The organism is Brevibacillus sp. MS2.2 (assembly GCF_013284345.1).
Taxonomy (GTDB): domain Bacteria; phylum Bacillota; class Bacilli; order Brevibacillales; family Brevibacillaceae; genus Brevibacillus; species Brevibacillus brevis_C.
In genome coordinates this window covers 13,701-36,435 of the sequence record NZ_JABSUZ010000010.1, presented here as the reverse complement: position 1 = coordinate 36,435, position 22,735 = coordinate 13,701, and the positions used below count along the sequence as shown (strand labels likewise).

Here is a 22,735-nt window from a genome sequence, read left to right as displayed (position 1 = left end):
TTGGCGAATAGGGAGGGAGACTATATGAGTTTTTGTTGTGGTGCTGGAATGGTAGGTTCCGTAGGCTCAGTCCGTCATTATAAAACGCTTGTACACAATGTCCCGATCATGTTTTGTCCTGTATGTGACAGAATTGAGGTTCATCCCGGTATTGAGGGAGAATACGAAATTTTAGTAGAATATGCTCAGGGAGATCAGGCTCCAGAAGTGGATTTTGCTGACTTTGTGAGTGTTGACAATACATCCGAGTTGTTTGAGAATTGTACCATGACGGATGAAGCGGCCAGCTTCGCCGAAGTATTAAAGCAGCAGATCGATATTTCACTTGATCTGCTCGGGGTCGCCAAGGAGTTACAGGATGACGACTGGCGGGAAGCATTGATGATTCGTTTAAGACGGTTAAGCGAGCGATTGAAGCAGTACAATAAAAGAAAAGCTAATGTCGCACAAGAACGCATGACCTGAGTTGACGTGGGAGGCAGTGTGAATGTTTCATTTGAAAGCCGTTCACCACATCGCATTGAATTGTAGTGATGTGGTGAAGGTAGCTCGTTTTTTTAAGGACATTTTGGAAGTCCCTATCCCGGAAGAGAATATGACGGAAGGAGCACCTGTCTACTTTCAAATTGGCACATACACACGGATCGGTCTTCATCCTCATGGCGGGGAAGCTGGGAAAGGCGGCGTAGGGCAGGTCGATCATCTTGCCTTCTCTGTGCAGAGCCGAGCCGAGCTGGACTATCTGGTCGATAAGCTGGAGGCAGAGAATATTTGCTATCGTGGCCCAATTACACAGCCTACTAGCTATAATTTGTATTTTGAGACACCCGATGGTCACCACCTTGAGGTGCGACTCGATAAAGACGAGTTTGATGAGTAGTGTTTCCGAAAAGCATCTGCGTAAAGCGGATGCTTTTTGTTTTTGCCATCTTACTGCTGTGGTGCTGAAAAAGGTTGTGGATGATCTTCCTAAGTTTTAAGAGGTGGGACGAACACACAAAACCTGGTGAGAAGAAAAAGCACAGGGCTCGTAGACCTTGACAACGCCTACCCAGTCGGAACGTAAAAAAGGGGACCCGGTTGTCGAACACTTCTTCCCTGAGAAACGTCCGCCCGTAGGGTGGCTTTGGCTCGACGGTCCCCTTTTTTAAGTGGAGACGGCCAGTCAATCCCCCTTGTTGGCGTGTCAGAGTCGAAGAGAACTGTGCTTTTTCTTCTCCTCCACTATGCTGACTCAAACGACCTTTCTAACAATGTCGAGAAAAACATGGCTCCCATGACAACAGCCGACAGCGCCTCTCATTCCTCGCCAAAGGATTCGACCTGACAGGCCACGAACCCAATTGGGAAGAGAGGGGTGGCGTGCAGATGATCGGAATGGGCAGACTGCTTTTTGAACTGGGCGAGCGACTGCAAGGAAAAGCACACTTGCGATTCATAACAGCAGGATGGGAGCGCAGAATCAGAATTGTAGTGGATGATTCACCGTCACAGTGGCAATTGACAATAGCAAAAGGCGTTGCATCCTGGGAGGTATGGACAGAAGAGCAGCCTGCCGATCTGATCATCAGGGGAGAGGAAAAACAAATGCACATGCTGTTCGGCGGCGATGAGCTCGTCTATGCTCTCGCCAAAGAAAAGGTGCAAATAGCAGGGCCATTGCGCGACCAATTGAAGCTCGATGCCATTTTGCGACTGACCTGTCGGTGAACTGTCTTATTGGGCAGTGTGATATAATAGGAAGAAACGGTTTTGGAGGAGGCGCTTTGATGTCTACTGTAATGTCGTTGCAACAGACGGTTGCCGCACGTAAAGATGCTATTGCCGAAACATTCCGTCATTTGCATGAGAATCCGGAGATAAGCTGGAAGGAAGTAGAAACGACTCGCTATTTGGCGGAACGCATGCGTGCCTTGGGACTGCGTGTCACGACTTTTGACGATTGTACAGGATTAGTAGCTGAATGGGGCGAAGGGAAGCCAGTTGTCGGCTTGCGCACAGATATCGATGCGCTCTGGCAAGAAGTCAACGGGGAATGGCGCGCGAATCATTCCTGCGGTCATGACGCCCATATGACGCTGATCGTGGAAACGGTAGAAGCATTGGTTGCCGCTGGATATCAACCCCCGGGAACATTAAAAGTATTGTTCCAACCAGCAGAAGAAAAAGGAACGGGAGCATTGAAGCTGGTGGAGAAGGGTGTCGTCGATGACATTGATTATTTGTACGGTGTTCACCTAAGACCGATTCAGGAGATGGCAAATGGAACGGCTGGACCTGCTATCTACAACGGAGCGGCCATGTTTCTCTACGGGGAAATCACAGGAGTTGCTGCGCACGGAGCGAGACCGCATCTCGGGATCAATGCGATAGAAGTAGCGGGAGCGATTATTTCTGGACTCGGACATATACATATCAATCCAATGGTGCCTGCCACCGTCAAAATGACCATGCTGCAAGCCGGGGGAGAGAGCTACAACATTATTCCGGACAAGGCGCGTTTTGCTCTCGATCTGCGAGCACAGACCAATCAGGCGATGGATGACCTGGTGAATCGAGTTCGTCAAATGATCGACGGAGTTGCAGAGTCTTTTCAGGCACGCATAGAGGTAGAGGCCGGGTCACGCATGGTAGCGGCAGAGGTCGATGAGCAAGCGAAGGCATTTATGGAGGGTGCGATCGTAGATGTGCTCGGTCAAGAGAATTTGCGTGCGGCGCCTGTCAGTCCGGGAGCGGAGGATTTCCACTACTATACGGTGGAGCGTCCTCATATCAAGGCGACGATGCTGGCTCTTGGATGTGATTTGGTGCCAGGGCTGCATCATCCGCTGATGCATTTTGACGGCTCTGCATTGGAAAAAGGTGTGGCGATTTTGTGTCAAACAGTCGTAAAAACGTTTGAAAATACGTAAATCTTTATGCCTTGTGAGAGCAACACTAAGAGAGTAAACTCTTGGTGTTGCTCTTTTTGTGGGGAAAATGTCCCTGCGTACCTCACGGATAGCCGATAGACTGATTGGTTTGTGGACAAAATACTGCTGTTGGGGAATAATACGCATGAGGAGGGTTATTCACACATTATCCATAAGAGATTATAAAATTATGTAGCTTATTTAGCTAAATGTGATATACTAATTACAAATCGAGCGACAATTAGAAAGTCACAATAAATGATACACATTTTGGGAAGGAGATCGTTCACACATGGAAACCAATACGGTTCAAAAGCTTACTGACATTCTTGGAGCTACGAAAGTGTATCATAACTTGCCTGTAGCTAATCTTGTTGAGATGGCAGTGAAGCGTGGCGAAGGGATTTTGACCGATAAGGGGGCGCTCAATGCGCTAACAGGGAAGTTTACCGGCCGTTCGCCAAAGGACAAATTTGTGGTGGACGAAGCTTCCGTACACGATAAAATCAACTGGGGTCCGGTTAACCAACCTATCAGTACCGAAAAATTCCAAGCACTTCAACAAGACGTGCTCCAATACTTACAATCAAAAGATGAACTGTTTGTCTTTGATGGCTTTGCAGGGGCAGATACAACCTATCGTCTGCCAATCCGCGTAGTGAACGAATTCGCTTGGCACAACCTGTTCGCACGTCAGTTGTTCATCCGTCCGTCCGAAGAAGAACTGGCTGCGCACGAATCAGAATTCACGGTTATTTATGCCCCTAATTTCAAGGCCAATCCTGCGGTACACGGCACGAACTCCGAGACATTCATCGTATTGAGCTTTGAGCAAAAGACAGTCTTGATCGGTGGCACTGAGTATGCTGGCGAAATGAAAAAGTCGATCTTCAGCGTAATGAACATGCTGCTTCCAGAGCGCAACGTACTTTCGATGCACTGCTCTGCGAACGTAGGGAAAGACGGAGACGTTGCCCTGTTCTTCGGATTGTCCGGTACAGGAAAAACAACGCTGTCTGCTGACCCGGACCGTTTCCTGATTGGTGACGATGAGCACGGCTGGTCTGACAATGGCGTGTTCAATATCGAAGGCGGATGCTATGCAAAATGCGTCAAGCTGTCTGAAGAAGGCGAACCGCAAATCTGGAAAGCAATCCAGTTCGGTACTGTACTTGAAAATGTAGACGTAAACGAAGCGACTCGTGTAGCAGACTACGATAGCACCAAATATACAGAGAATACACGCGCTGCGTACCCAGTGGAAGCAATTCCGGGTGCTGTGATTCCAGGCGTGGGCGGGCAACCAAATGTCATCGTCTTTTTGACAGCCGATTCGTTCGGTGTATTGCCTCCAATCTCCAAGCTGAATAAAGAGCAAGCCATGTATCACTTCCTGTCTGGCTACACCAGCAAAATGGCCGGTACAGAGCGTGGCGTAACTGCTCCGCAAACAGAGTTTTCTACTTGCTTCGGATCTCCATTCTTGCCACTGCATCCAGTAGTATATGCAGAAATGCTCGGTAAGAAGATTGACGAGCGCAAGGTTCAAGTATACCTGGTGAACACTGGTTGGACTGGTGGCCCGGTAGGTGTTGGGCAACGTATGAAGCTGTCCTACACGCGTGCGATGGTAACAGCAGCGTTGAACGGTGAGCTGGAAAAAGTAGACTTTGTAGCTGACGAGATTTTCGGGGTACAAGTACCGACTTCTTGCCCGAACGTTCCTGCTGAAGTTCTGCAACCACGCAATACATGGGCAAACAAGGAAGATTATGACAAGCAAGCGGCTGATCTGGCTGCACGCTTCATTGAGAACTTCGAGAAGAAATTCCCGAATGCAGCAGATATTGCAAATGCGGGTCCAAAAGTAAAGTAATCGTATACAAAAGAAACGGGTAGACAATGGGTCTATCCGTTTTTTCTTCGTGATAAATATAAAAAACCGTCAGCGAGTGACTGACGGCCTTGGATAGGACATTTACTTGGTGGCATCGAAAACTTTCGAAGTATTGACTGGTACAACTTTTCCATTTGACTGACGGAAAAGAGTCAGGTAAGCTTCCGAAGGGAGCCCTTCAATAGTGTGATAGCGATACATAACGAGAGACTCCTGCTCACTCGTTCCTGTCAGATTGACATAACCTTTGGACACGACTTCTTTCTCAGGAGAGCAATCGTACAAGCTGCCTTTTACGTTCGAAGGGTCACAAGGAAGCGGTAATGTTTCTTTGGCCTGTTGGACAATTGCTTCTGGAATAGAGCTGCCAACAGTAGTTCCACCGGTGCTACCGCTATTGCCAGAGAAACGGACAGCAGGAGTTTTGTTATCCCATTCCTGCTTAATGCCGAGTGCATTGGCAACAGTCGCTACAGGTGCATAGACGTTTCCATTATATATGAGTGGTTCTGCTTTCGTTTTGACGACCTGGTCATTGACTATCAATTTAATGTTGGAGAAGCGGGCAGATATTTTCTATGTACCTGTTTTTGCGAAGACTGTTGTGGCACCTACGAGTAGTAAGACAGTAGCTAGTCCAATTGCGAGTTTCTTGTTACTCTTTTTCAACATGATCCATCCCTCTCCAGTTATCCAGTGGTGTTTTTTTACAAAAAGTACCTGGAGTTTAGCTGGGAAATGTATGTCAAAAAGTTACAAAGGGAAAAATGCAGCGGAGGCAAGAATATTTAGGAAGGATTCATGCGCAAAAACGGACTTTCTAAATATAATGATATAAAAAATACAGATATGTTTCATTCCTTGATTTATAATTATTCTTATTATAAGATAGTTATTGAGAATGGATTGAGAATTTACCAACTCACTTTTGACGTGTATGGAGGGAATTCAGATGACAGCAGTACCGCATTTGCAAATAAAAAACCTTCGCGCCAAGATCGAGGACAAAGAGATCCTCAAAGGCCTGAATTTGGAGATCAAGGGCGGCGAAGTGCACGCGATCATGGGACCTAATGGTACCGGTAAATCGACATTGGCATCCACGCTGATGGGTCACCCAAAATATGAGGTAACCGATGGCGAAGTGCTGATCAATGACGAAGACTTGTTGGAAATGGCTGTAGACGAGCGCGCACGTGCAGGTCTGTTCCTGGCGATGCAATACCCGTCCGAAATCAGCGGTGTAACGAACTCTGACTTCCTGCGTTCTGCGATCAACGCACGTCGTGGCGAAGGAAACGAAATCTCCCTGATGAAATTCATCCGTGAGATGGACAAAAAGATGAACACGCTGGAAATGGATGAGTCTTTCTCCCACCGTTACCTGAACGAAGGTTTCTCCGGCGGTGAGAAAAAGCGTAACGAGATTCTGCAAATGATGCTCTTAGAGCCAAGCATCTGTATTTTGGATGAAATCGACTCCGGTTTGGACATCGATGCATTGAAAATCGTTGCAGCTGGTGTAAACGAAATGCGCTCCGCAGACCGCGGATTCTTGATTATTACGCACTACCAGCGTTTGCTGAACTATGTAAAGCCTGACTTCGTACACGTCATGATGCAAGGTCGTATCGTGAAGTCCGGTGGTCCTGAGCTGGCTGAACGCCTGGAGGCAGAAGGCTACGACTGGATCAAGGAAGAGCTCGGCATCGAGGACGAAACCGTAAACGCCAACGTGTAGGATGAAGGAGGCAGCAGTGAAATGAGTGTGGATGTACAGCTACGCTTCGATTCCGAGGCGATCACCCAGTACTCCAAAGCTAATCAGGAGCCTGCCTGGTTCCTGGAAAAGCGCCTCGCTGGACTGAAGGCGGCGGGAGAGCTGACGCTCCCTGCCTTGGAGAAAACGAAGATTGATAAATGGAATACCGTTGATTTCGATCCGTTCCAAACCACTGCGAAGGTGGCAGCGGCGAATGAACTCAGCGATTTGGTAAAAGCACAAATCGATGTCGACAGCGTGAAAAACCTGTTGGTACAAAAAAATGCTTCTACCGTTTTTCAAGCAGTATCCGATGAGCTGAAGGCACAAGGCGTGATCTTCACGACCTTTGCTGATGCACTGCAAACACATGGCGATCTCGTGCAAAAGTATTTGTTGAACGTTATCGCACTTGATGAGCACAAGCTGACTGCTCTGCATACTGCAGTAGTGAATGGTGGCGTATTCCTCTACGTTCCGAAAAACGTGGAAGTAGATGTTCCACTGCAAGCTGTGTATGAAATCGCAGGCGACAACGCTCTGTTGGCTCCACATGTTTTGATCGTGGCAGAAGCGAACAGCAAAGTAACCTACGTGGATACATATGTATCTGGCGAAGGCAAAAGCATGGTTGCGAACAGCCTAGTTGAAGTATATGTAGGCGCGGGCGCATCTGTGCAAGTAGCTTCTGTACGTTCTCTGTCTGTAGACGTTCACGACTACAGCTTCCGTCGTGCAACTGTTGAGCGCGATGGAAAAATGGAATGGATTTTGGGTGAGATGAACGATGGCAACACTGTTGCTAACAACACCACCATCCTGAAGGGAACTGCTTCGATCGCAGAGACCAAATCCATTTCCGTAGGTACTGGTTCCCAACGCCAAAATCTCACTTCCCAAGTTCAGCATATCGGTACGCACACAGAGTCTGACATGGTGAGCAAGGCTGTTATGACGGATGAAGCAGTGAGTATCCTAAACGGTATCACGAAAATCGAAAAAGGCGCTGAAAAGGCAAACGGCGTACAGGCGGAAAACATCCTGATGCTGAGCGATAAATCTCGCGGTGATGCCAACCCGATCCTGTTGATCGACGAGGATGACGTTAAAGCGGGTCACGCAGCTTCGGTAGGACGTTTTAGTGAAGAGTCTATCTTCTACTTGATGTCTCGTGGTATTTCCCGTCAAGGCGCAGAACGTCTGATCATTCTCGGCTTCCTGGAGCCAGTTGTCGCTGAGATTCCAGTAGAAGAAGTGAAAAACAGACTCCGTCAAGCGCTTGAAAGGAAGTTAGGCTAATGAACGCCAAGGAGCTTCGGAAATATTTTCCCATCCTACACCAGGAAGTAAACGGACATCCGCTCGTTTATTTGGATAATGGTGCAACCTCTCAAAAACCGATTCAGGTTATTGAGGCGATGGATAAATACTACAGGGAGTATAACTCCAATGTGCACCGTGGCGTGCACACCTTGGGTAACATAGCGACAGATGGGTACGAGGGCGCGCGTGAAAAAGTTCGCGCCTTCATCAACGCCCGTGAAGCCGCAGAAATCGTCTTTACGCGTGGAACGACCTCTGCTTGTAATACGGTAGCGTACGGCTATGCTCGCATGTTCCTCAAGCCGGGAGATGAAATCGTGACCACATTGGTGGAGCATCACGCCAATTTCATTCCTTGGCAGCAGGCAGCCAAGGCGACCGGAGCGACTTTTAAGTTCATTCCGCTGGCAGAGGACGGCACCGTTACTCTGGAAGCCGTCAAGGAAACGATTACAGATAATACCAAACTCGTTGCCATTCACCATGTTTCCAACGTATTGGGGGATACTACCCCAATCAAGGAAATTGCTCAAATCACCCATCAGCATGGCGCACTTTTGTTCGTTGACGGAGCGCAGGGTGCTCCACACAAGAAAATCGACGTCCAGGATTTGGATTGCGATTTTTATACGTTTTCAGCGCATAAGATGGCTGGCCCGACAGGCGTAGGTGTTCTGTACGGCAAGCGTGAGGTGCTGGAGCGTGTGGAGCCGATGGAGTTCGGCGGAGAAATGATCGACTACGTGGATATGTACGATTCCACGTGGAAGGAGCTTCCTTGGAAATTTGAAGGAGGAACTCCGATCATCGCAGGAGCTATCGGATTGGGAGCAGCAATCGACTTTTTGGAAGAGATCGGAATGGACAATATCGAGCGTCATGAAAAACATCTGGTCAAGTACGCGATGGAACAAATGCGCGAGATCGAAGGATTGAAGATTTACGGCCCACAGCAGGACCGCAGCTGTTTAATTACATTCAACCTGGATACAGTACATCCGCATGACCTGGCGACGGTGCTGGACAGTTACGGAATCGCAGTTCGTGCCGGTCATCACTGCGCACAACCGCTGATGCGTTGGCTGAATGTGACGGCTACCGCTCGGGCAAGCTTCTACCTGTATAACACAGAAGAAGAAGTAGATGTGCTGATCGCGGGCTTGAAGAAGACGAAGGAGTATTTCGGCAATGTCTTCTCTTGATGATTTATACCGCCGCGTCATTATGGATCACTACCAGAAACCGCGTAACCGCGGCAAACTGGAAGAATCCGATGGACTCATTGTGAATTTGAATAACCCGACCTGTGGCGACAGCATCTCGCTCTCCTTGAAAGTGGAGGATGGCAAAGTGGTTGACGCGAAGTTCCTCGGTGAAGGCTGCTCAATCAGTATGTCATCTGCATCCATGATGACGGATGCTGTCAAAGGCAAGCCAGTAGCAGAAGCACTGGAGCTGTCGCAAAAATTCTCCGATATGATGCAAGGCAAAGAAATCGATGACTCGATTGATCTTGGTGATATCGAAGCCTTGTCTGGCGTAGCCAAGTTCCCAGCGCGAATCAAGTGCGCGACATTGGCTTGGAAAGCATTGGAGCAAGGTGTCAAACAGGCGGAGCAGGAATAGTGATGGGTAAGGGACATGAACAAGAAGGAGTGAGCAACGATGGCTGTTAAAGGCCCAGAAATACAGGAGTATCAGTACGGCTTTCACGATAAGGACGTTTCTGTATTCCGTACCAAAAAGGGTTTAACTCGCGAGATCGTCGAAGAAATTTCGAAGATCAAGGATGAGCCAGCATGGATGCTGGAATTCCGTCTAAAAGCATTGGACATCTTCAACAGCATGCCGATGCCAAAATGGGGCGGCGATCTGGACGACCTCGATTTTGACAGCATCACCTACTACGTAAAGCCTTCTGAAAAGCAAGGCCGTAGCTGGGATGAGGTGCCAGAAGAAATCAAGGCAACCTTTGACAAGCTGGGTATTCCAGAAGCAGAGCAGAAGTTCCTCGCAGGTGTATCTGCTCAGTATGAGTCTGAGGTAGTTTACCACAACATGCAGGAAGACCTGGAAAAGCTGGGCGTTCTCTTCTGCGACATGGACTCCGCAGTTAAACTGCACCCAGAAATCGTGAAAGAATACTTCGCGACAGTGATTCCTCCAGCAGACAACAAGTTTGCTGCACTGAACTCGGCAGTATGGTCCGGTGGTTCCTTCATTTACGTTCCAAAAGGCGTAAAAGTAGAAACTCCACTGCAAGCATACTTCCGCATCAACTCCGAGAACATGGGTCAATTCGAGCGTACGCTGATCATCGCCGATGAAGATTCCTTCGTTCACTATGTAGAGGGCTGTACAGCTCCAATCTACAGCACGGATTCCTTGCACTCCGCTGTTGTAGAAATCATCGTAAAAGAACGCGCTCGTTGCCGTTACACCACGATCCAAAACTGGTCCAACAACGTATACAACCTCGTTACCAAACGTGCGGTTGCTTACGCGGATGCGAACATGGAATGGATCGATGGTAACATTGGTTCCAAGCTGACGATGAAATACCCAGCTGTTATCATGAAAGGACCTCGCGCGAAAGGTACCGTTCTTTCCATTGCAGTAGCAGGAAAAGGACAACACCAAGACGCAGGTGCGAAAATGATTCACCTGGCGCCTGATTGCACATCGACGATCATTTCCAAGTCGATTTCCCGTGATGGCGGAAAAGTAACCTACCGTGGTCTGTCGCAGTTTGGACGCAAGTCGGAAGGCTCCAAGTCCAACATCAAGTGCGATACGCTGATTCTGGATAAACTGTCCACATCCGACACGATCCCGTACAACGAGATCATGAACGACAGCATCACGCTTGAGCACGAAGCGACTGTATCCAAGGTATCCGAGGATCAACTCTTCTACCTGATGAGCCGCGGCTTGTCAGAAGCAGAAGCAACTGAGATGATCGTAATGGGCTTCATCGAGCCATTTACAAAAGAATTGCCGATGGAGTATGCGGTAGAGATGAACCGTCTCATTAAGTTCGAGATGGAAGGCTCTATCGGATAATTGATAATGGAACGTGTAAATACGTGTCTGATTCGTTCAGACACGTATTTTTTTATTTGCAGGTATTCTGCAATAATAGAGTAGCCCTCCTTCGGAATCATCCGGGGAGGGCTGTTTTTACGAGGACAAACCGAATTTCCATAAAATGATCATAAATACCGCCATCGGAATGACCCAAAGTAAAGGAATGGCGTTGAGCGCGTAACTCGTTTTGAATTTCAACTTGTGATAGTAGTACCAACTACCCAACGTTGAGGCAAGTAGTACAAGCGGATACGATAGGATCGTATAGAACACCTCAGGGGCTCCAGTATCATATTCATCTTCAGGTAGAAGCACAATGGTAAAAATAACAGAAATGATCCAAGCCAATAAGAAAATGGCATAAACGCTTTGACTAATAGTAAGGATGAGACAAGCTGTCTTGTTTTTCATAAGTGCCTGATTCCTCCCGAAAAATGGAATTGCCAATAACAAGACGCGAGAAAATGGAAAAAGGTAACATAAGCGAATCGTAGTGAGGACCAAATTTAGTAAAAATCCCAACCCTTCTGCATAGAAATTCAAAGAGCAAAATTTATCTTAAATTTGAAACTTTTTACATTTTTGTACGTCTAAAGTTTTAGATTGTTTGCGAGATGGCTAGACGTTTCTTTCTAGCTTTCTTGTGACAATGACAAAGAGCCGATTTCCAGATAGGGCATTGACGGGCACTACCGGAAACCGACTCTACGCGCGCTCTTTCCTTTGCGACTACAAAGCAAACAGCTAGATTTTATTATAGTAGAGGATCAAGCTTGGTAGCAAACGATAGAGTAGCTCATATAAAAAGGGGGGAGTTTTTTAAAGGCAGTATCCATCTCAAATGACGCTTAGGAGGTATAACGATGTCAACAATCCTGATTCAAGGCGCGTATATTTTATCGATGGATTCTCAAATTAAAGAAATCAAAAATGGAGATATTTTGATTGAAAACAACATCATCAAACAGGTCGGAAAGAACAGCGAGCTGACGGAAGATATGGAGGTACTCGACGGTTCCGGATACATTGTGATGCCGGGCTTCGTGGATACACACCGCCACGTCTATCAGCATTTGTTCAATCAAGCCTTTACGAACTGGTCGCTGACGGACTACTTTACACGGTTTCTTGGTGATATCGGACAACGCCTTCGCCCGCAGGACATCTATGTAGGCAGTTATATCGGTTATTTGGAGGCGATTCATTCTGGCGTTACAACCGTGCTGCACTGGGCGAATTCGACTAACAGCTATGGGCATGGCCTTGAAATTTTGAGAGCGGATTCAGAAATCGGGATTCGTACCATAGTGGCGATTGCAGATTCTGTGGTAGCCCATGATGAAGATGCGAACTTTAAAAATATGCTGCGGTTGCGGGAGACAAACAGCAACCCACTGACTCAGATTGCTCTTGGGGCGCTCAGTAACGATGTGGAAAGGTTGAAGCGGAGTATAAAAGAAGCACATGAGCTGAATGTGTTCGCTACCGTCCATGTGGGAGGGGTGCCTGGTGAAGCTGGGCTAATCGCTCATTTACACGAGGAGGGTCTTCCTCTCGATTTCATTAACTTTGCCCACTGCAACCAATTGTCCGAAAAGGACTACGAGCTTTTTGTGCAAGAAAATATGTCTGTCTCTATTACACCTGAGATTGAAATGCTGATGGGACATGGATACCCGCCATTTTATCAGATTCTGAGTAAGGGCGGCAGACCGTCAATCGGTGTGGACACAACCTCCGTGGTTGGAGCGGATATGATTACACAATTGCGGGTAGCTTTGGCGTACACCCACAGCGTGCATAATGAACGGGTCAACATCGAGGGTGAAGAACCAAGTCTGGGCGTTTTCAACGCGAAGAGTGTGCTGGAAATGGGCACGATTGACGGAGCCCGCGCGTTGAGGATGGAAGAGGAAATCGGCAGCCTGACACCAGGAAAGAAGGCCGATCTCATTATGATTGACACCGGGGGGCACCAAACAGCGCCACTCTACGATCCTTACAATTATGTATTGATGAATGTGAATGCTGGCAAGATCACGCATGTCATGAGTGACGGTCGATGGATGAAGAAGGACGGCAGGGTTGTGCATGATCCTGTTGATATTGACTTGTTGAATGACAGCACACGCTTTATGAGAGAGGAATTGGAGAGATATCAAGGTGTGCGAGTCTGATAGAGAGCTGTCGTAATACGTGCCTGTAGTGACTGGTCACACTTTGGTGATTAAGTCGCTCAGGCACGCTTCTTATTAACTTTAGTTAGACGACGAACTTATAGACATTCTGCTATAATTATCAAATTGTACTAATTATGTGATGGTAGCAAAGATTTAAGAAGGAGGGAGAATTGTTGGTTTCATTTTATAAAAAAGTGATGATGGTCGCTCTGGGAATGCTGCTGCTGATTGGCAGCTTGTCAGGCCATGCTCTGTTCGCAGGAAGCACAGCGTATGCTGCAAGTGCAGGCAATTGGTCGCAAGTAAGCAAGGCGGGAATAGAAGGTGCGCAATATGCGACCCTCTTGAACGCAAATGAAACTTTGTATATCGCCTATTCGGATTCTAACCAAGGCGGAAAGGCCACCGTAAAGAAATTCAACGGAACGGACTGGGATTCGGTTGGGGGCGAAGGTTTTTCCGAAAGTCAAATTCGGTATCCGTCTTTAGCTGTTTCTAACGGAGAACCTTATGTGGCATATATCCATAATGAGAGTGTCGTGGTGAAGAAACATGAAGGAGGTAGCTGGAAAACAGTAGGGACAGAGACCGATGCATCGAATGATGTCCTTCCATCCCTGATTGGCATAAACGGGAAAATATATTTGGCATATGCACGTAAGGTCAAAGTAGGGATGGTAAACGTTAATGCAACGGTTAAAGAATTTCAAGGAAACGACTGGAAACTGGTATTGAACGCTTCCAATTCGGGAAAAGCCATAGCGAATATTGCGTTAGCGAATCAAAACGGAAAACTCCACGTAGCGAATGTATGGCCAAATTTTACTCAAGTAGTGAGTTTAAATGGGACTGATGGTTCTAATCCATGGTGGAATTTCGAGGAGGATTATTCGATTTCATCACGTAACGCGATAGCTTTTACTGCTAGTGATTACAATGACTCAACTTATATAGCAATAGTGGATCAGAATGATAAGTCCATCGTGGTGAACCGTGACACTCCGGGTAAGAAGAGCTCACCCTTAAGCAGTCCTGGTACATCTGAAAATGTTGAAGGAACATATGCATTGTCCATGACTGTCAAAGACGATATTCCTTATGTAGCGTATATAGACAGCAATAGCGGAAAAGTAGCAGTGAAGAAGTATATTGGCCAATGGGAGACAGTAGGCAACGAGGCTTTTACTCCATCAGGTGTGAATGCTGTTTCGTTAACGATCGTAGATGATATTCCCTATGTAGTTGCAACTGATTCTTCAGGGGATTCCACCGTATACAAAATGGTATCTACACCTCCTCCTGTACTTTCCACAACTGCAACGAGTAGTGATGTAGCCAATGCGATCGACATCACCTTTGCAGATGATCCGACATGGCGTCAAAACATTACGGCTGTCAAAGACGAAATGAACAAGCAGCTTGCTTACACGGCTGCTCCAGGGAAAATTACAATTCAGGCCAATGAGCTGACAGCCGTCGGGCATACGATCACGGTAAGCGCTACCGGTTATGTAGATACATCTGTAAAAATCGTATCCAATAACGCGGATTTGAGCAGCATCAGTCTGAATTCGGGGGCTTTGAATGAAACATTTGAGTCGGCGAAGACGGACTACACGCAAAATGTTGGTCAAAGCGTTACAAACTTGACTGTTACGCCGACTGCTGCTGACTCGAAGTCAACGATAACGGTCAACGGAAGTCCTGTCAGTAGCGGACAAGCAAGCGGTGCAATTTCTCTACAGATGGGAAGCAATCCCATTACCATTATCGTAACAGCACAGACAGGTGCAACGAAGACGTACAACATTCAAGTGAATAAGATTTTGGTGTCGACAAACGCCAATTTAAGCGGCTTAACTGTGAGCAGCGGTTCTTTAAACGAAGCGTTTGATCCAGATACCACAAGCTACACGCATGATGTTGGGAGTGGCACTACTAGTTTGAAAGTAACCCCGACAACGGCTGACTCAAAGTCAACAGTCACAGTGAACGGTACGGCCGTAGCGAGTGGACAAGAAAGTGCTGAGATTTCACTGACTACAGGAAGTAACATGATTACCATTATAGTGACAGCAGAAGATGGCACGGTTACGAAGACGTATACCGTACAAGTGAGTAAAGCTTCTACATCGACAAACGCAGATTTAAGTAACGTAACATTGAGCAGCGGACCTTTTCATGAAGCATTCCATCCTGCGAAAACGAACTACACGCAAAGAGTCGGGAACAGCACAGAGAGCCTGACCGTGACACCGACTGTGGCTGATTCAAAGGCAACGGTAACCGTCAACGGTTCTCTGGTCAAAAGCGGGGAAGCAAGTGCAGCGATTTCCCTGAAAACAGGTACGAACGAGATTACGATTGTGGTAACAGCAGAAGATGGCACAACGAAGACGTACACGATTGTAGTGACCAGACAATCTGTTACGCCACCGCCTCCCCCTCCATCTTACTATCCCGTAACAGACGTGAGCCTCGACCAAGAGGAGTTGTACTTAACGGAAGGCGGAGAAACGGCTGAATTGCGCGCAACGATAACCCCTGCGTATGCAACGAATCAGAGCGTGAAGTGGAGCAGCAGCGATTCAGAAGTAGCATCCGTCGACGATCAGGGTGTGGTTACTCCTCTTGCGCCCGGGAAAGCAACGATTACCGTGACGACCGTTGACCAAGGCAAGACGGCGACGATTCGGGTAAAAGTTGCCCGGGAAGGCGAAAAGAGATTGGTCGGACTGCGCGTATCGGATAAAAACATCCTGTTGAAGCCAGGGAAATCCTCTTCTATCAAGCTGTATGCGATGTACGCCGATGGCACCAAAGAGGACATTACCAAAAACAAAGATGTCCGATATGAAACAAGCGAAGAAGAAGTAGCGACTGCCACAAAAGGTGTAATCAAAGCTGGCAAAAAGAAAGGCGAAGCAACGATTACGATTTCGTATCAGGACGAAGAACTCACCATTCCTGTCGTTGTCTCGGATGTATATGTAAGCAAATTGAAACTCACTCCAAGTAGCTTGAGCTTGGACGTGGATGAAGAGGAGCAGCTAACACTTGTCGCTACGTTATCCGACCGGAAAACGGAAGATGTTACGGAACAGGCATTTTGGGATAGCAGTGAGCCAGAGGTGGCAACGGTCAATGAGGACGGAGAAATCATCGGAATTGCTCCGGGTGTGACGGTCATTTCAGCCAAATATGCCGGAAAAACATCCAAGCTGACAGTCTATGTTGGGGGTGCTGAGCTGATCCGTCAACTTTCCATCAGTAATCGATCTGTCACGCTTGCTGAAGGAGAAGAGGAAGAGGTCACAGCAACCGTTTACTACCGGGATCAATCGAAAAAAGACATAACAGACGATGCGGTATGGTCCAGTGAAGACGAGGAGATTGCCACCGTAGAAAATGGCGTCATTACAGGACATGCAAAAGGAACAACGAAGCTCAAGGTGAAGTACCAAGGTAAAAGCATGACCGTTTTCGTGAAAGTCACGAAATAAACAAGAACAAGGCCCTCGGAAAAACCGGGGGCTTTTTTGCGCGAGTTGAAACATGTACATTCGCTCCACACAATGATAAAATGTTCGTATATACTTGATAACGCTGTCCAACATCAACGAAGTATGCCTACGAATCCGGGCATGCTTTTTTCGGGCGAGCACGAACCATTTCGCAAAGAATGCAGTTGCTCTTCTATGAGCAGGCAGCCGTAGACGTTTTCATACTTTTTGGAGCGGAGTTGCACATATGATAGTGGTAAAGCAATTAATGGATCATTGCCACCGCTTTTTTGGAAGTAGAGGAGAGCTGTATCAATCCGAGGATGCGGATATCCTGATTGCCGTCTATCCGGCAACACGCAAGCGAGGATGGTGGACATATGCCACGCTTGAGCTGCACAAGATGGGAGCAACGGAGTACCTCGTCTATTCCTATCAGTTTGAGCAGAGAATGATTACGCATTTGGCAAGAGTAGCGGCCCAGGTGATTCGTCAGTGGGAGCGTCAAACGACCCGTATGGAGTCTGGGAGCATCTTTTCGCTTGGGGATACAATCGTGGAAAAATCGGTTTTGAATCATATGGTACTGACCCCTGCCTATTATGAAGAGGCTGGACTTGAATATTATACAAACGGCAAGGACGTAATCAGGTTCATGATGCTTCATGCAATCGCGGATTCTGAAGCAAAGTTTTTGGAACAATATGGACTTATGGCATTACAGGAATGGTTAGCGCACTCCGGTGTCGATTCCCTGAATGTTACGCGTACGCCTGCCATCTGAGAAGGGAGCGAGCGAAATGTCAGCGATTCGCTTGAGAGTCACCGTAGTAGTGGAACACGAAGGGAAAGTCCTCCTCATCCGTGAACAGACACAACGAGGCATCTTTTACAACCTGCCAGGGGGAATCGTAGAATATTTGGAAGCGATTCCAGATGCGGCGAAAAGAGAAGTAATGGAAGAGACGGGGCTCCTCGTGGAAATGGAGCGATTGATCTGGATAGACGATCGGATCGATCAGGAAGGGAACGGCAAGCATACAGTCGGAGTGGGCGTTCTGGCGAAGCTCGTCGGTGAAGAGACAAACCCTACGCCAGGTGGTATCGTCGATGAAGAAATCGAATGGGCTGGCTGGGTCACGCTAGAAGAGTGGAAACAACTGCCGAACGACCACAAAACACGCCCGGATCAAGTCAAGCAAGTCTTGTCTGATCCCACTTATCAACCGATGTACTTGGGAAATATGCTGAGCAAAGCAGAATAAAAACAAGAGACACCGCCCTTTTCCTAGTGAAGAGGAGCGGTGTTTTTTACTTTACGCTTTTTGCTGAACGGAAGCTTTTCTTCCTTTTGCGACAGCCAACACGACAATGACAGCCGAGAGAACAGCACCAAGTGTCAATGGCTCGGACAGGAGCAGCCAGGCGGCGATGATGGATAAAAAGGGTTGAAGGTATTGAATTTGACTGACCTTGGAGACGCCACCGATTGCCAGGCCGTGATACCAGGCGAAAAAGCCGAGAAACATACTGACCACGCTAATATAGCCAAAACCGATCCAGACAGGCCAAGTGGCTTGTTTTAATTCAGCGAGTAGAGGACCCGCCAGCGGAACGACGAGTAAAGGAAAGGCGAAGATCAATGACCAACTGATGACCTGCCAACCGCCCATTGTCTTGGAGAGCTCACCGCCGACGGCGTATCCGATCGCCGCACTGATGACCGCTCCGAGCAAGGCGAGATCCGCCCATTGGAGGGCACCAAAGCCAGAGCTGATCGCGTAGGCGATTATCGTCACACAGGCGATCGCACTAGAAAGCCAATACTTTCGAGCGGGGCGCTCTCCTGAAAAAAATATCGCTGCGCCTGCCGTAGCCAACGGCAATAGTGCAATGATGACTGCGCCGTGCGTAGCAGGTACTCTCTCCATCGCCCATGATGAGAAAAACGGGAAGCCCGCTACTACGCCAGCAGATACGAGCAACAGTTTCTTGGTCTCGTGCCAGGTAGGAAACGGTACGCGTTTGATCAGGAGCACCAAAGCGGCCAATACCCCTGCGATCAACGCTCGTCCCAACCCTGCTGAAAGGGGAGAGAGCACGGTAACCACTACCTTCGTCACAGGCAAGGTCAAGCTGAAGCTAAGCACCCCGATGAAGCCATACAGCAAGCCCATTTTCTCTGTATACTGCTGCTCGAGAGTGATTGACTGTTCTTTTTGTACGTCCTGCTTTTCGATCGGAAGCTGTGCACTCATCCGAATCCCATCCTTTATCGAATAAAAGTTTCTGTTGTTCCATCTTAGAGGCGAACGATCATGAAAGGTAGAGCCAATTGGCAGCAGGAGCAGTAAGCCAATTTGTCGAAAGGGAGGAAAACAGCAAGGGTGGAGGAAGGATCAGGATGGAATGGAAGCCGGACAAAGACGCGGGAATTCCGATCTATATGCAAATTGCCAAAGAGCTGGAACGACAGATTGTGCTAGGAGTGCTGCCCCCTGGTACATCTCTGCCGCCGGAAAGAGTGTTGGCGCGGCGCTTTGGCGTCAATCGTGGGACGGTATCGGCAGCGTATGAAGAATTGCGGGCCAAAGGTATTTTACAATCGTGGCAAGGGAGCGGTACTTGGGTCAGTCGTGATCTGTGGGGTGTCAAACAGATGCCAAACTGGTATGCCTATACGAATGGTGGGGCATTCTTGCCAGCCTATCCACTCGCAAAACGAATACAGGATGCGTGCTTCGATTCCTCGATCATCAATCTGGCAAAGGCTGAATTGGCCACGACGATGATCCCGTCATTGATCCCAACGACGCAGGGGGAAGAAAACGAGATCAAGCTTGAGTTGGGCTACGCGCATCCAAAGGGGGAGCCGCGTCTGCGGGAGGCATTAGCTGTACATTTGCACGAAAACTACGGCATTCATGCTTCTCCCGACGAAATTTTGGTGACGTCAGGAGCCCAGCAGGCATTGCATCTCATAACACTATGTCTCTTGAATCCCGGAGATGCAATCGCAATGGAGGGACCTTCTTATTCGTATTCTCTTCCCTTATTCAGCTCAGCTGGCCTGCGTTTATTTCGCTTGCCGATGGATGAGGACGGTATTGTACCCGAGGCTGTCTATGACTTGCAACGGGAGCATCGTATTCGCATGGTTTTCGCGAACCCGACCTATCATAATCCAACCGGGACGATTTTAAGCGAGGCACGGCGATCCCAGTTGCTCGATATTTGTCGGGAGCTGCGCTTGCCACTTGTGGAGGACGACGCTTACGGTGCACTGACACTGGCTGGAAGCCCTAGACCGCCAAAGCCGATCAAAGCCATCGACGAGACAGGTGCTGTTCTGTATGTCGGGAGCCTTTCGAAAACGATTGCGCCAGGCTTGCGGATTGGCTGGCTCGTAGGACCTAGATCAGTCGTAGAAAGACTAGCCGATGCCAAGCAGCAAATGGACTTTGGCACGAGCAGTGTCTCCCAGCAATTCGCCCAGCAATTTGTTGAGCGAGAGAGCTGGAACAATCAGCAGGAGCGAGTGTCTCGTTACTTGTTGGAGCAGCAACAAACGATGGTAAGGGCTATGCACAATCATCTCTTTGATTACGCCGTATGGAATGAGCCGGGTGGCAGCTATCATATTTGGTGTCGGTTGCTTACTCCCAGGGACGAAACGGAATTGCTGGATGATGCGATTAGGGAAGGTGTCGTATTTACGCCTGGCAGCGTCTATGGAGCGGAAGCGGGCTGGCTGCGACTGACCTATTCGTGGGAGTGCCCGGCGAATATCGAGGAAGGAATTCGCCGTATCCAAAGAGTCCTTCAGCAGAAAAAGCGATAAGAAAAGGGATTATTTCCTTATTTATGAAACTAATTCCCATCTCACTCGTATGCACTATAGAGGCAATTTTAGAAAGGGGGGACAGTCGTGGGCGTACTTGAAAACGTCTACATGGTCTGCCTTGTACTTGGTCTACTCTACACGGTCATCTCGCTGTTGTTTGGCGATACGCTCTCGGATTGGCTGGGGCATCTGCATCTGCCTTTTGCACAGCCTATTTTGTTGGTCAGCGGTATGACTGCTTTTGGCGGAGCGGGGTATTTGCTATCTCGTTACACTTCGCTTGGTCCGCTTGTCGTATTGATGCTGGCTGCTGTCATTGGCATCGCTTTGGGTCTTGTCTCGTACTTCCTGTGGGTAAAGCCGATGAGCCATGCGGAAAATTCCACGAGCTATTCCATGAGTCAACTAGGAGGAAAGCTGGGGGAAGTAGGAACGACGATCCCTGCACAAGGACTGGGAGAAGTGCTGCTGCCGATGATTAGCGGAACTACCTACCATATGGCGGCGAGTCTTGAGGGCGAGATTATCCCGCAAGGAACCCGTGTCGTCGTGGTCGAGGTGCGTGACCATGTCTTGTATGTAATCCCCTTTTACACTGAATCTGGCGAAGGAGATGAGAAATGATGTTAGAACCCGGTATTTTGACGATAGTTGGTGTGGTCGTCGCAGTCTTTCTCGTTTTGGGCATTGCCTTTTGGGCCCGTTACAAAACAGTGGGTGCAGATGAAGCAATGATCGTAACAGGTAGCTATCTTGGCTCGAAAAACGTACTCAGTGACGAATCCGGACGCAAGATGAAGATCGTCCGCGGAGGCGGCGCATTTATCCTCCCTATTTTTCAACAAGCAAACTTTCTGAGTCTTCTGTCTCATAAGCTGGACGTATCGACTCCTGAGGTATATACCGAGCAGGGCGTTCCTGTCATGGCAGATGGCGTAGCAATCATCAAGGTAGGCGGTTCCATTGAAGATATCGCGACCGCATCCGAGCAATTTATGGGCAAGAGTGACGAGGCACTGCGCGGAGAAGCACAGGAAGTACTCGAAGGCTATTTGCGGGCAATCCTCGGCAGTATGACCGTGGAGGAAATTTACAAGAACCGTGAGCGATTTGCACAAGAGGTGCAAGCGGTAGCGACGAAGGATTTGAAAAAAATGGGGCTGTCCGTCGTCAGCTTCACGATCAAGGATGTCCGGGACAAAAACGGCTATTTAGCTGCACTTGGAATACCGCAAATCGCTGCAGTGAAGCGCGATGCGACCATCTCACAGGCTGATGCGGACAAAGAAGCGCGGATCAAGCAGGCGCAGGCAGAGGAAGAGGCGCGCAAGGCAGAGCTACTGAAGGAAACGAACATTGCCGAAGCAGAAAAGGAAAAAGAGCTGAAGGTAGCGGCGTTTAAGCAAGAGCAGGACAAAGCAAAGGCGAGTGCAGACCAAGCCTACAAGCTGCAAGAAGCTGTCGCCAAGCAGCAGGTTACAGAAGAAGAGATGAAGATCGATCTCGTCCGCAAGCAGAAGGAAATCGAGCTGGAGGAAAAAGAAATTCTTCGCCGCGAAAAGCAATATGATGCGGAAGTGAAGAAAAAGGCCGACGCCGACCGTTACTCTGTGGAACAGGCGGCAGAAGCGGAAAAAGCGAAGAAGCTGAGAGAAGCAGACGCGATCAAGTACCGCATTGAAGCGGAAGCAAAAGCAAATGCTGAGCAGAAGCGTCTGGAAGGCTTGGCGATTGCCGAAGCTGAAAAAGCTCGTGGTAGCGCGGAGGCAGAAGTCACGCGACTCAAGCTCGAAGCCGAGGCAGAAGGGAAAGAGAAGCTGGCTGAAGCATTTGAAAAATTCGGTCATGCGGCTGTACTCGATATTATTGCGAAAATGCTCCCTGAGCTGGCTGAGAAAATTGCTGAGCCAATGAAGGCGATCGACAAGGTAACAATCGTGGATGCAGGAGGCGGTCAGGGAGATGGCGTCAACCGTCTGAGCGGGAATGTTACGAAGCTGATGGCCCAACTGCCAGAAATGCTGAAAGACGTGTCCGGTTTGGATATGAATAAGATGATCGCAGACTTTATGCAAAAGGGTGGTACTGTACCCACACAGCAACAGCCTGTACCCGTAAAAGTTCAGGTAGAAACGGATTCTATTTTGGAGAACGAAAACAAATAAGTAAATCGATCAGAGGAGAAGTGCCCCTTTTTAGCGAGGGGCACTTTTTCAATGAAAGAAAA

At 48.4% G+C, this 22,735-nt stretch carries 20 protein-coding genes; 17 read left to right on the top strand and 3 right to left on the bottom strand.

All coding sequences use genetic code 11. The features are described 5' to 3' along the window. Positions 1-24: 24 nt before the first annotated feature. The 5 genes from HP568_RS11510 (at position 25) to pckA (ending at position 4,788) form a co-directional block, all read left to right on the top strand. Complete coding sequence (locus HP568_RS11510; RefSeq protein WP_017251440.1) at positions 25-465, top strand: hypothetical protein; 441 nt, start codon at positions 25-27, stop codon at positions 463-465. Positions 466-487: 22 nt separating this feature from the next. Then, complete coding sequence (locus HP568_RS11505; RefSeq protein ID WP_007726371.1) at positions 488-880, top strand: VOC family protein; 393 nt, start codon at positions 488-490, stop codon at positions 878-880. A gap of 488 nt (positions 881-1,368) precedes the next feature. Then, complete coding sequence (locus HP568_RS11500) at positions 1,369-1,710, top strand: SCP2 sterol-binding domain-containing protein (RefSeq protein ID WP_173629208.1); 342 nt, start codon at positions 1,369-1,371, stop codon at positions 1,708-1,710. A gap of 59 nt (positions 1,711-1,769) precedes the next feature. Beyond that, on the top strand, positions 1,770-2,912 hold the full coding sequence (locus tag HP568_RS11495; RefSeq protein ID WP_173629139.1) for a M20 peptidase aminoacylase family protein: 1,143 nt from the start codon (positions 1,770-1,772) through the stop codon (positions 2,910-2,912). 292 nt (positions 2,913-3,204) lie between these two features. Next, the gene (pckA, locus tag HP568_RS11490) at positions 3,205-4,788 is read left to right on the top strand and encodes a phosphoenolpyruvate carboxykinase (ATP) (RefSeq protein WP_173629138.1); all 1,584 of its coding nucleotides are present in this window, start codon (positions 3,205-3,207) and stop codon (positions 4,786-4,788) included. A gap of 102 nt (positions 4,789-4,890) precedes the next feature. Here pckA and HP568_RS11485 read toward each other — a convergent pair whose 3' ends face one another. Further along, entirely contained in the window at positions 4,891-5,355 is a 465-nt protein-coding gene (locus tag HP568_RS11485) for a stalk domain-containing protein (RefSeq protein WP_173629137.1), read from the bottom strand. A gap of 406 nt (positions 5,356-5,761) precedes the next feature. Here HP568_RS11485 and sufC point away from each other — a divergent pair, with 406 nt between their 5' ends. Genes sufC through sufB form a run of 5 tightly spaced genes read left to right on the top strand, consistent with a single transcriptional unit; the run spans position 5,762 to position 10,957 of the window. Beyond that, positions 5,762-6,550 carry a Fe-S cluster assembly ATPase SufC gene (sufC, locus tag HP568_RS11480; RefSeq protein ID WP_047073088.1) on the top strand — a complete coding sequence of 263 codons (789 nt, stop codon included), beginning with the start codon at positions 5,762-5,764 and terminating at the stop codon, positions 6,548-6,550. Positions 6,551-6,571: 21 nt separating this feature from the next. Next, complete coding sequence (gene sufD, locus HP568_RS11475; RefSeq protein WP_048034591.1) at positions 6,572-7,870, top strand: Fe-S cluster assembly protein SufD; 1,299 nt, start codon at positions 6,572-6,574, stop codon at positions 7,868-7,870. Next, positions 7,870-9,096, top strand: coding sequence for a cysteine desulfurase (locus tag HP568_RS11470; RefSeq protein ID WP_173629136.1), 1,227 nt, complete (start codon positions 7,870-7,872; stop codon positions 9,094-9,096). Before sufD ends, HP568_RS11470 begins: the two co-directional genes overlap by 1 nt. Beyond that, entirely contained in the window at positions 9,083-9,520 is a 438-nt protein-coding gene (sufU, locus tag HP568_RS11465; RefSeq protein ID WP_007726380.1) for a Fe-S cluster assembly sulfur transfer protein SufU, read from the top strand. Before HP568_RS11470 ends, sufU begins: the two co-directional genes overlap by 14 nt. A 39-nt stretch (positions 9,521-9,559) precedes the next feature. Further along, complete coding sequence (gene sufB, locus HP568_RS11460; protein WP_048034589.1) at positions 9,560-10,957, top strand: Fe-S cluster assembly protein SufB; 1,398 nt, start codon at positions 9,560-9,562, stop codon at positions 10,955-10,957. Between the two features lie 117 nt (positions 10,958-11,074). Here sufB and HP568_RS11455 read toward each other — a convergent pair whose 3' ends face one another. Beyond that, positions 11,075-11,392 (bottom strand): hypothetical protein, encoded by a 318-nt coding sequence (locus tag HP568_RS11455; protein WP_173629135.1) that lies wholly within the window; start codon positions 11,390-11,392, stop codon positions 11,075-11,077. A 452-nt stretch (positions 11,393-11,844) separates the two neighbouring features. Here HP568_RS11455 and HP568_RS11450 point away from each other — a divergent pair, with 452 nt between their 5' ends. The 4 genes from HP568_RS11450 (at position 11,845) to HP568_RS11435 (ending at position 17,929) form a co-directional block, all read left to right on the top strand. Next, entirely contained in the window at positions 11,845-13,158 is a 1,314-nt protein-coding gene (locus tag HP568_RS11450) for an amidohydrolase family protein (RefSeq protein WP_173629134.1), read from the top strand. A 176-nt stretch (positions 13,159-13,334) separates the two neighbouring features. Beyond that, a complete protein-coding gene (locus HP568_RS11445) occupies positions 13,335-16,664 on the top strand; it encodes a cadherin-like beta sandwich domain-containing protein (RefSeq protein WP_173629133.1) in 3,330 nt (1,109 codons plus the stop codon). Between the two features lie 247 nt (positions 16,665-16,911). Continuing rightward, complete coding sequence (locus tag HP568_RS11440) at positions 16,912-17,448, top strand: suppressor of fused domain protein (RefSeq protein ID WP_048034580.1); 537 nt, start codon at positions 16,912-16,914, stop codon at positions 17,446-17,448. Beyond that, positions 17,423-17,929 (top strand): NUDIX domain-containing protein, encoded by a 507-nt coding sequence (locus tag HP568_RS11435; protein ID WP_056491908.1) that lies wholly within the window; start codon positions 17,423-17,425, stop codon positions 17,927-17,929. Before HP568_RS11440 ends, HP568_RS11435 begins: the two co-directional genes overlap by 26 nt. Before the next feature lie 51 nt (positions 17,930-17,980). On the opposite strand, the gene HP568_RS11430 is transcribed toward HP568_RS11435, so the two are convergent. Then, a complete protein-coding gene (locus HP568_RS11430) occupies positions 17,981-18,922 on the bottom strand; it encodes a DMT family transporter (protein WP_173629132.1) in 942 nt (313 codons plus the stop codon). Between the two features lie 146 nt (positions 18,923-19,068). Here HP568_RS11430 and HP568_RS11425 point away from each other — a divergent pair, with 146 nt between their 5' ends. From HP568_RS11425 to HP568_RS11415, 3 genes are all read left to right on the top strand, one after another. Then, the gene (locus tag HP568_RS11425) at positions 19,069-20,505 is read left to right on the top strand and encodes an aminotransferase-like domain-containing protein (protein WP_173629131.1); all 1,437 of its coding nucleotides are present in this window, start codon (positions 19,069-19,071) and stop codon (positions 20,503-20,505) included. A gap of 87 nt (positions 20,506-20,592) precedes the next feature. Next, the gene (locus HP568_RS11420) at positions 20,593-21,132 is read left to right on the top strand and encodes an NfeD family membrane protein (protein ID WP_173629130.1); all 540 of its coding nucleotides are present in this window, start codon (positions 20,593-20,595) and stop codon (positions 21,130-21,132) included. Continuing rightward, positions 21,132-22,673, top strand: a complete 1,542-nt coding sequence (locus HP568_RS11415) for a flotillin lipid rafts scaffold protein FloT (protein WP_048034575.1) — start codon at positions 21,132-21,134, stop codon at positions 22,671-22,673. Before HP568_RS11420 ends, HP568_RS11415 begins: the two co-directional genes overlap by 1 nt. Positions 22,674-22,735: the final 62 nt, after the last annotated feature.

What these genes read in the sequence shown, in the direction of transcription:
- HP568_RS11505 (WP_007726371.1), top strand. Translation starts at nt 488, where the DNA reads ATGTTTCATTTGAAAGCCGTTCACCACATCGCATTGAATTGTAGTGAT.
- pckA (WP_173629138.1), top strand. Translation starts at nt 3,205, where the DNA reads ATGGAAACCAATACGGTTCAAAAGCTTACTGACATTCTTGGAGCTACG.
- sufB (WP_048034589.1), top strand. Translation starts at nt 9,560, where the DNA reads ATGGCTGTTAAAGGCCCAGAAATACAGGAGTATCAGTACGGCTTTCAC.
- HP568_RS11430 (WP_173629132.1), bottom strand. Translation starts at nt 18,922, where the DNA reads ATGAGTGCACAGCTTCCGATCGAAAAGCAGGACGTACAAAAAGAACAG.
- sufD (WP_048034591.1), top strand. Translation starts at nt 6,572, where the DNA reads ATGAGTGTGGATGTACAGCTACGCTTCGATTCCGAGGCGATCACCCAG.
- sufU (WP_007726380.1), top strand. Translation starts at nt 9,083, where the DNA reads ATGTCTTCTCTTGATGATTTATACCGCCGCGTCATTATGGATCACTAC.
- HP568_RS11415 (WP_048034575.1), top strand. Translation starts at nt 21,132, where the DNA reads ATGTTAGAACCCGGTATTTTGACGATAGTTGGTGTGGTCGTCGCAGTC.
- HP568_RS11510 (WP_017251440.1), top strand. Translation starts at nt 25, where the DNA reads ATGAGTTTTTGTTGTGGTGCTGGAATGGTAGGTTCCGTAGGCTCAGTC.
- HP568_RS11450 (WP_173629134.1), top strand. Translation starts at nt 11,845, where the DNA reads ATGTCAACAATCCTGATTCAAGGCGCGTATATTTTATCGATGGATTCT.
- HP568_RS11470 (WP_173629136.1), top strand. Translation starts at nt 7,870, where the DNA reads ATGAACGCCAAGGAGCTTCGGAAATATTTTCCCATCCTACACCAGGAA.
- HP568_RS11455 (WP_173629135.1), bottom strand. Translation starts at nt 11,392, where the DNA reads ATGAAAAACAAGACAGCTTGTCTCATCCTTACTATTAGTCAAAGCGTT.
- HP568_RS11440 (WP_048034580.1), top strand. Translation starts at nt 16,912, where the DNA reads ATGATAGTGGTAAAGCAATTAATGGATCATTGCCACCGCTTTTTTGGA.
- HP568_RS11425 (WP_173629131.1), top strand. Translation starts at nt 19,069, where the DNA reads ATGGAATGGAAGCCGGACAAAGACGCGGGAATTCCGATCTATATGCAA.
- HP568_RS11435 (WP_056491908.1), top strand. Translation starts at nt 17,423, where the DNA reads ATGTTACGCGTACGCCTGCCATCTGAGAAGGGAGCGAGCGAAATGTCA.
- HP568_RS11500 (WP_173629208.1), top strand. Translation starts at nt 1,369, where the DNA reads ATGATCGGAATGGGCAGACTGCTTTTTGAACTGGGCGAGCGACTGCAA.
- HP568_RS11495 (WP_173629139.1), top strand. Translation starts at nt 1,770, where the DNA reads ATGTCTACTGTAATGTCGTTGCAACAGACGGTTGCCGCACGTAAAGAT.
- sufC (WP_047073088.1), top strand. Translation starts at nt 5,762, where the DNA reads ATGACAGCAGTACCGCATTTGCAAATAAAAAACCTTCGCGCCAAGATC.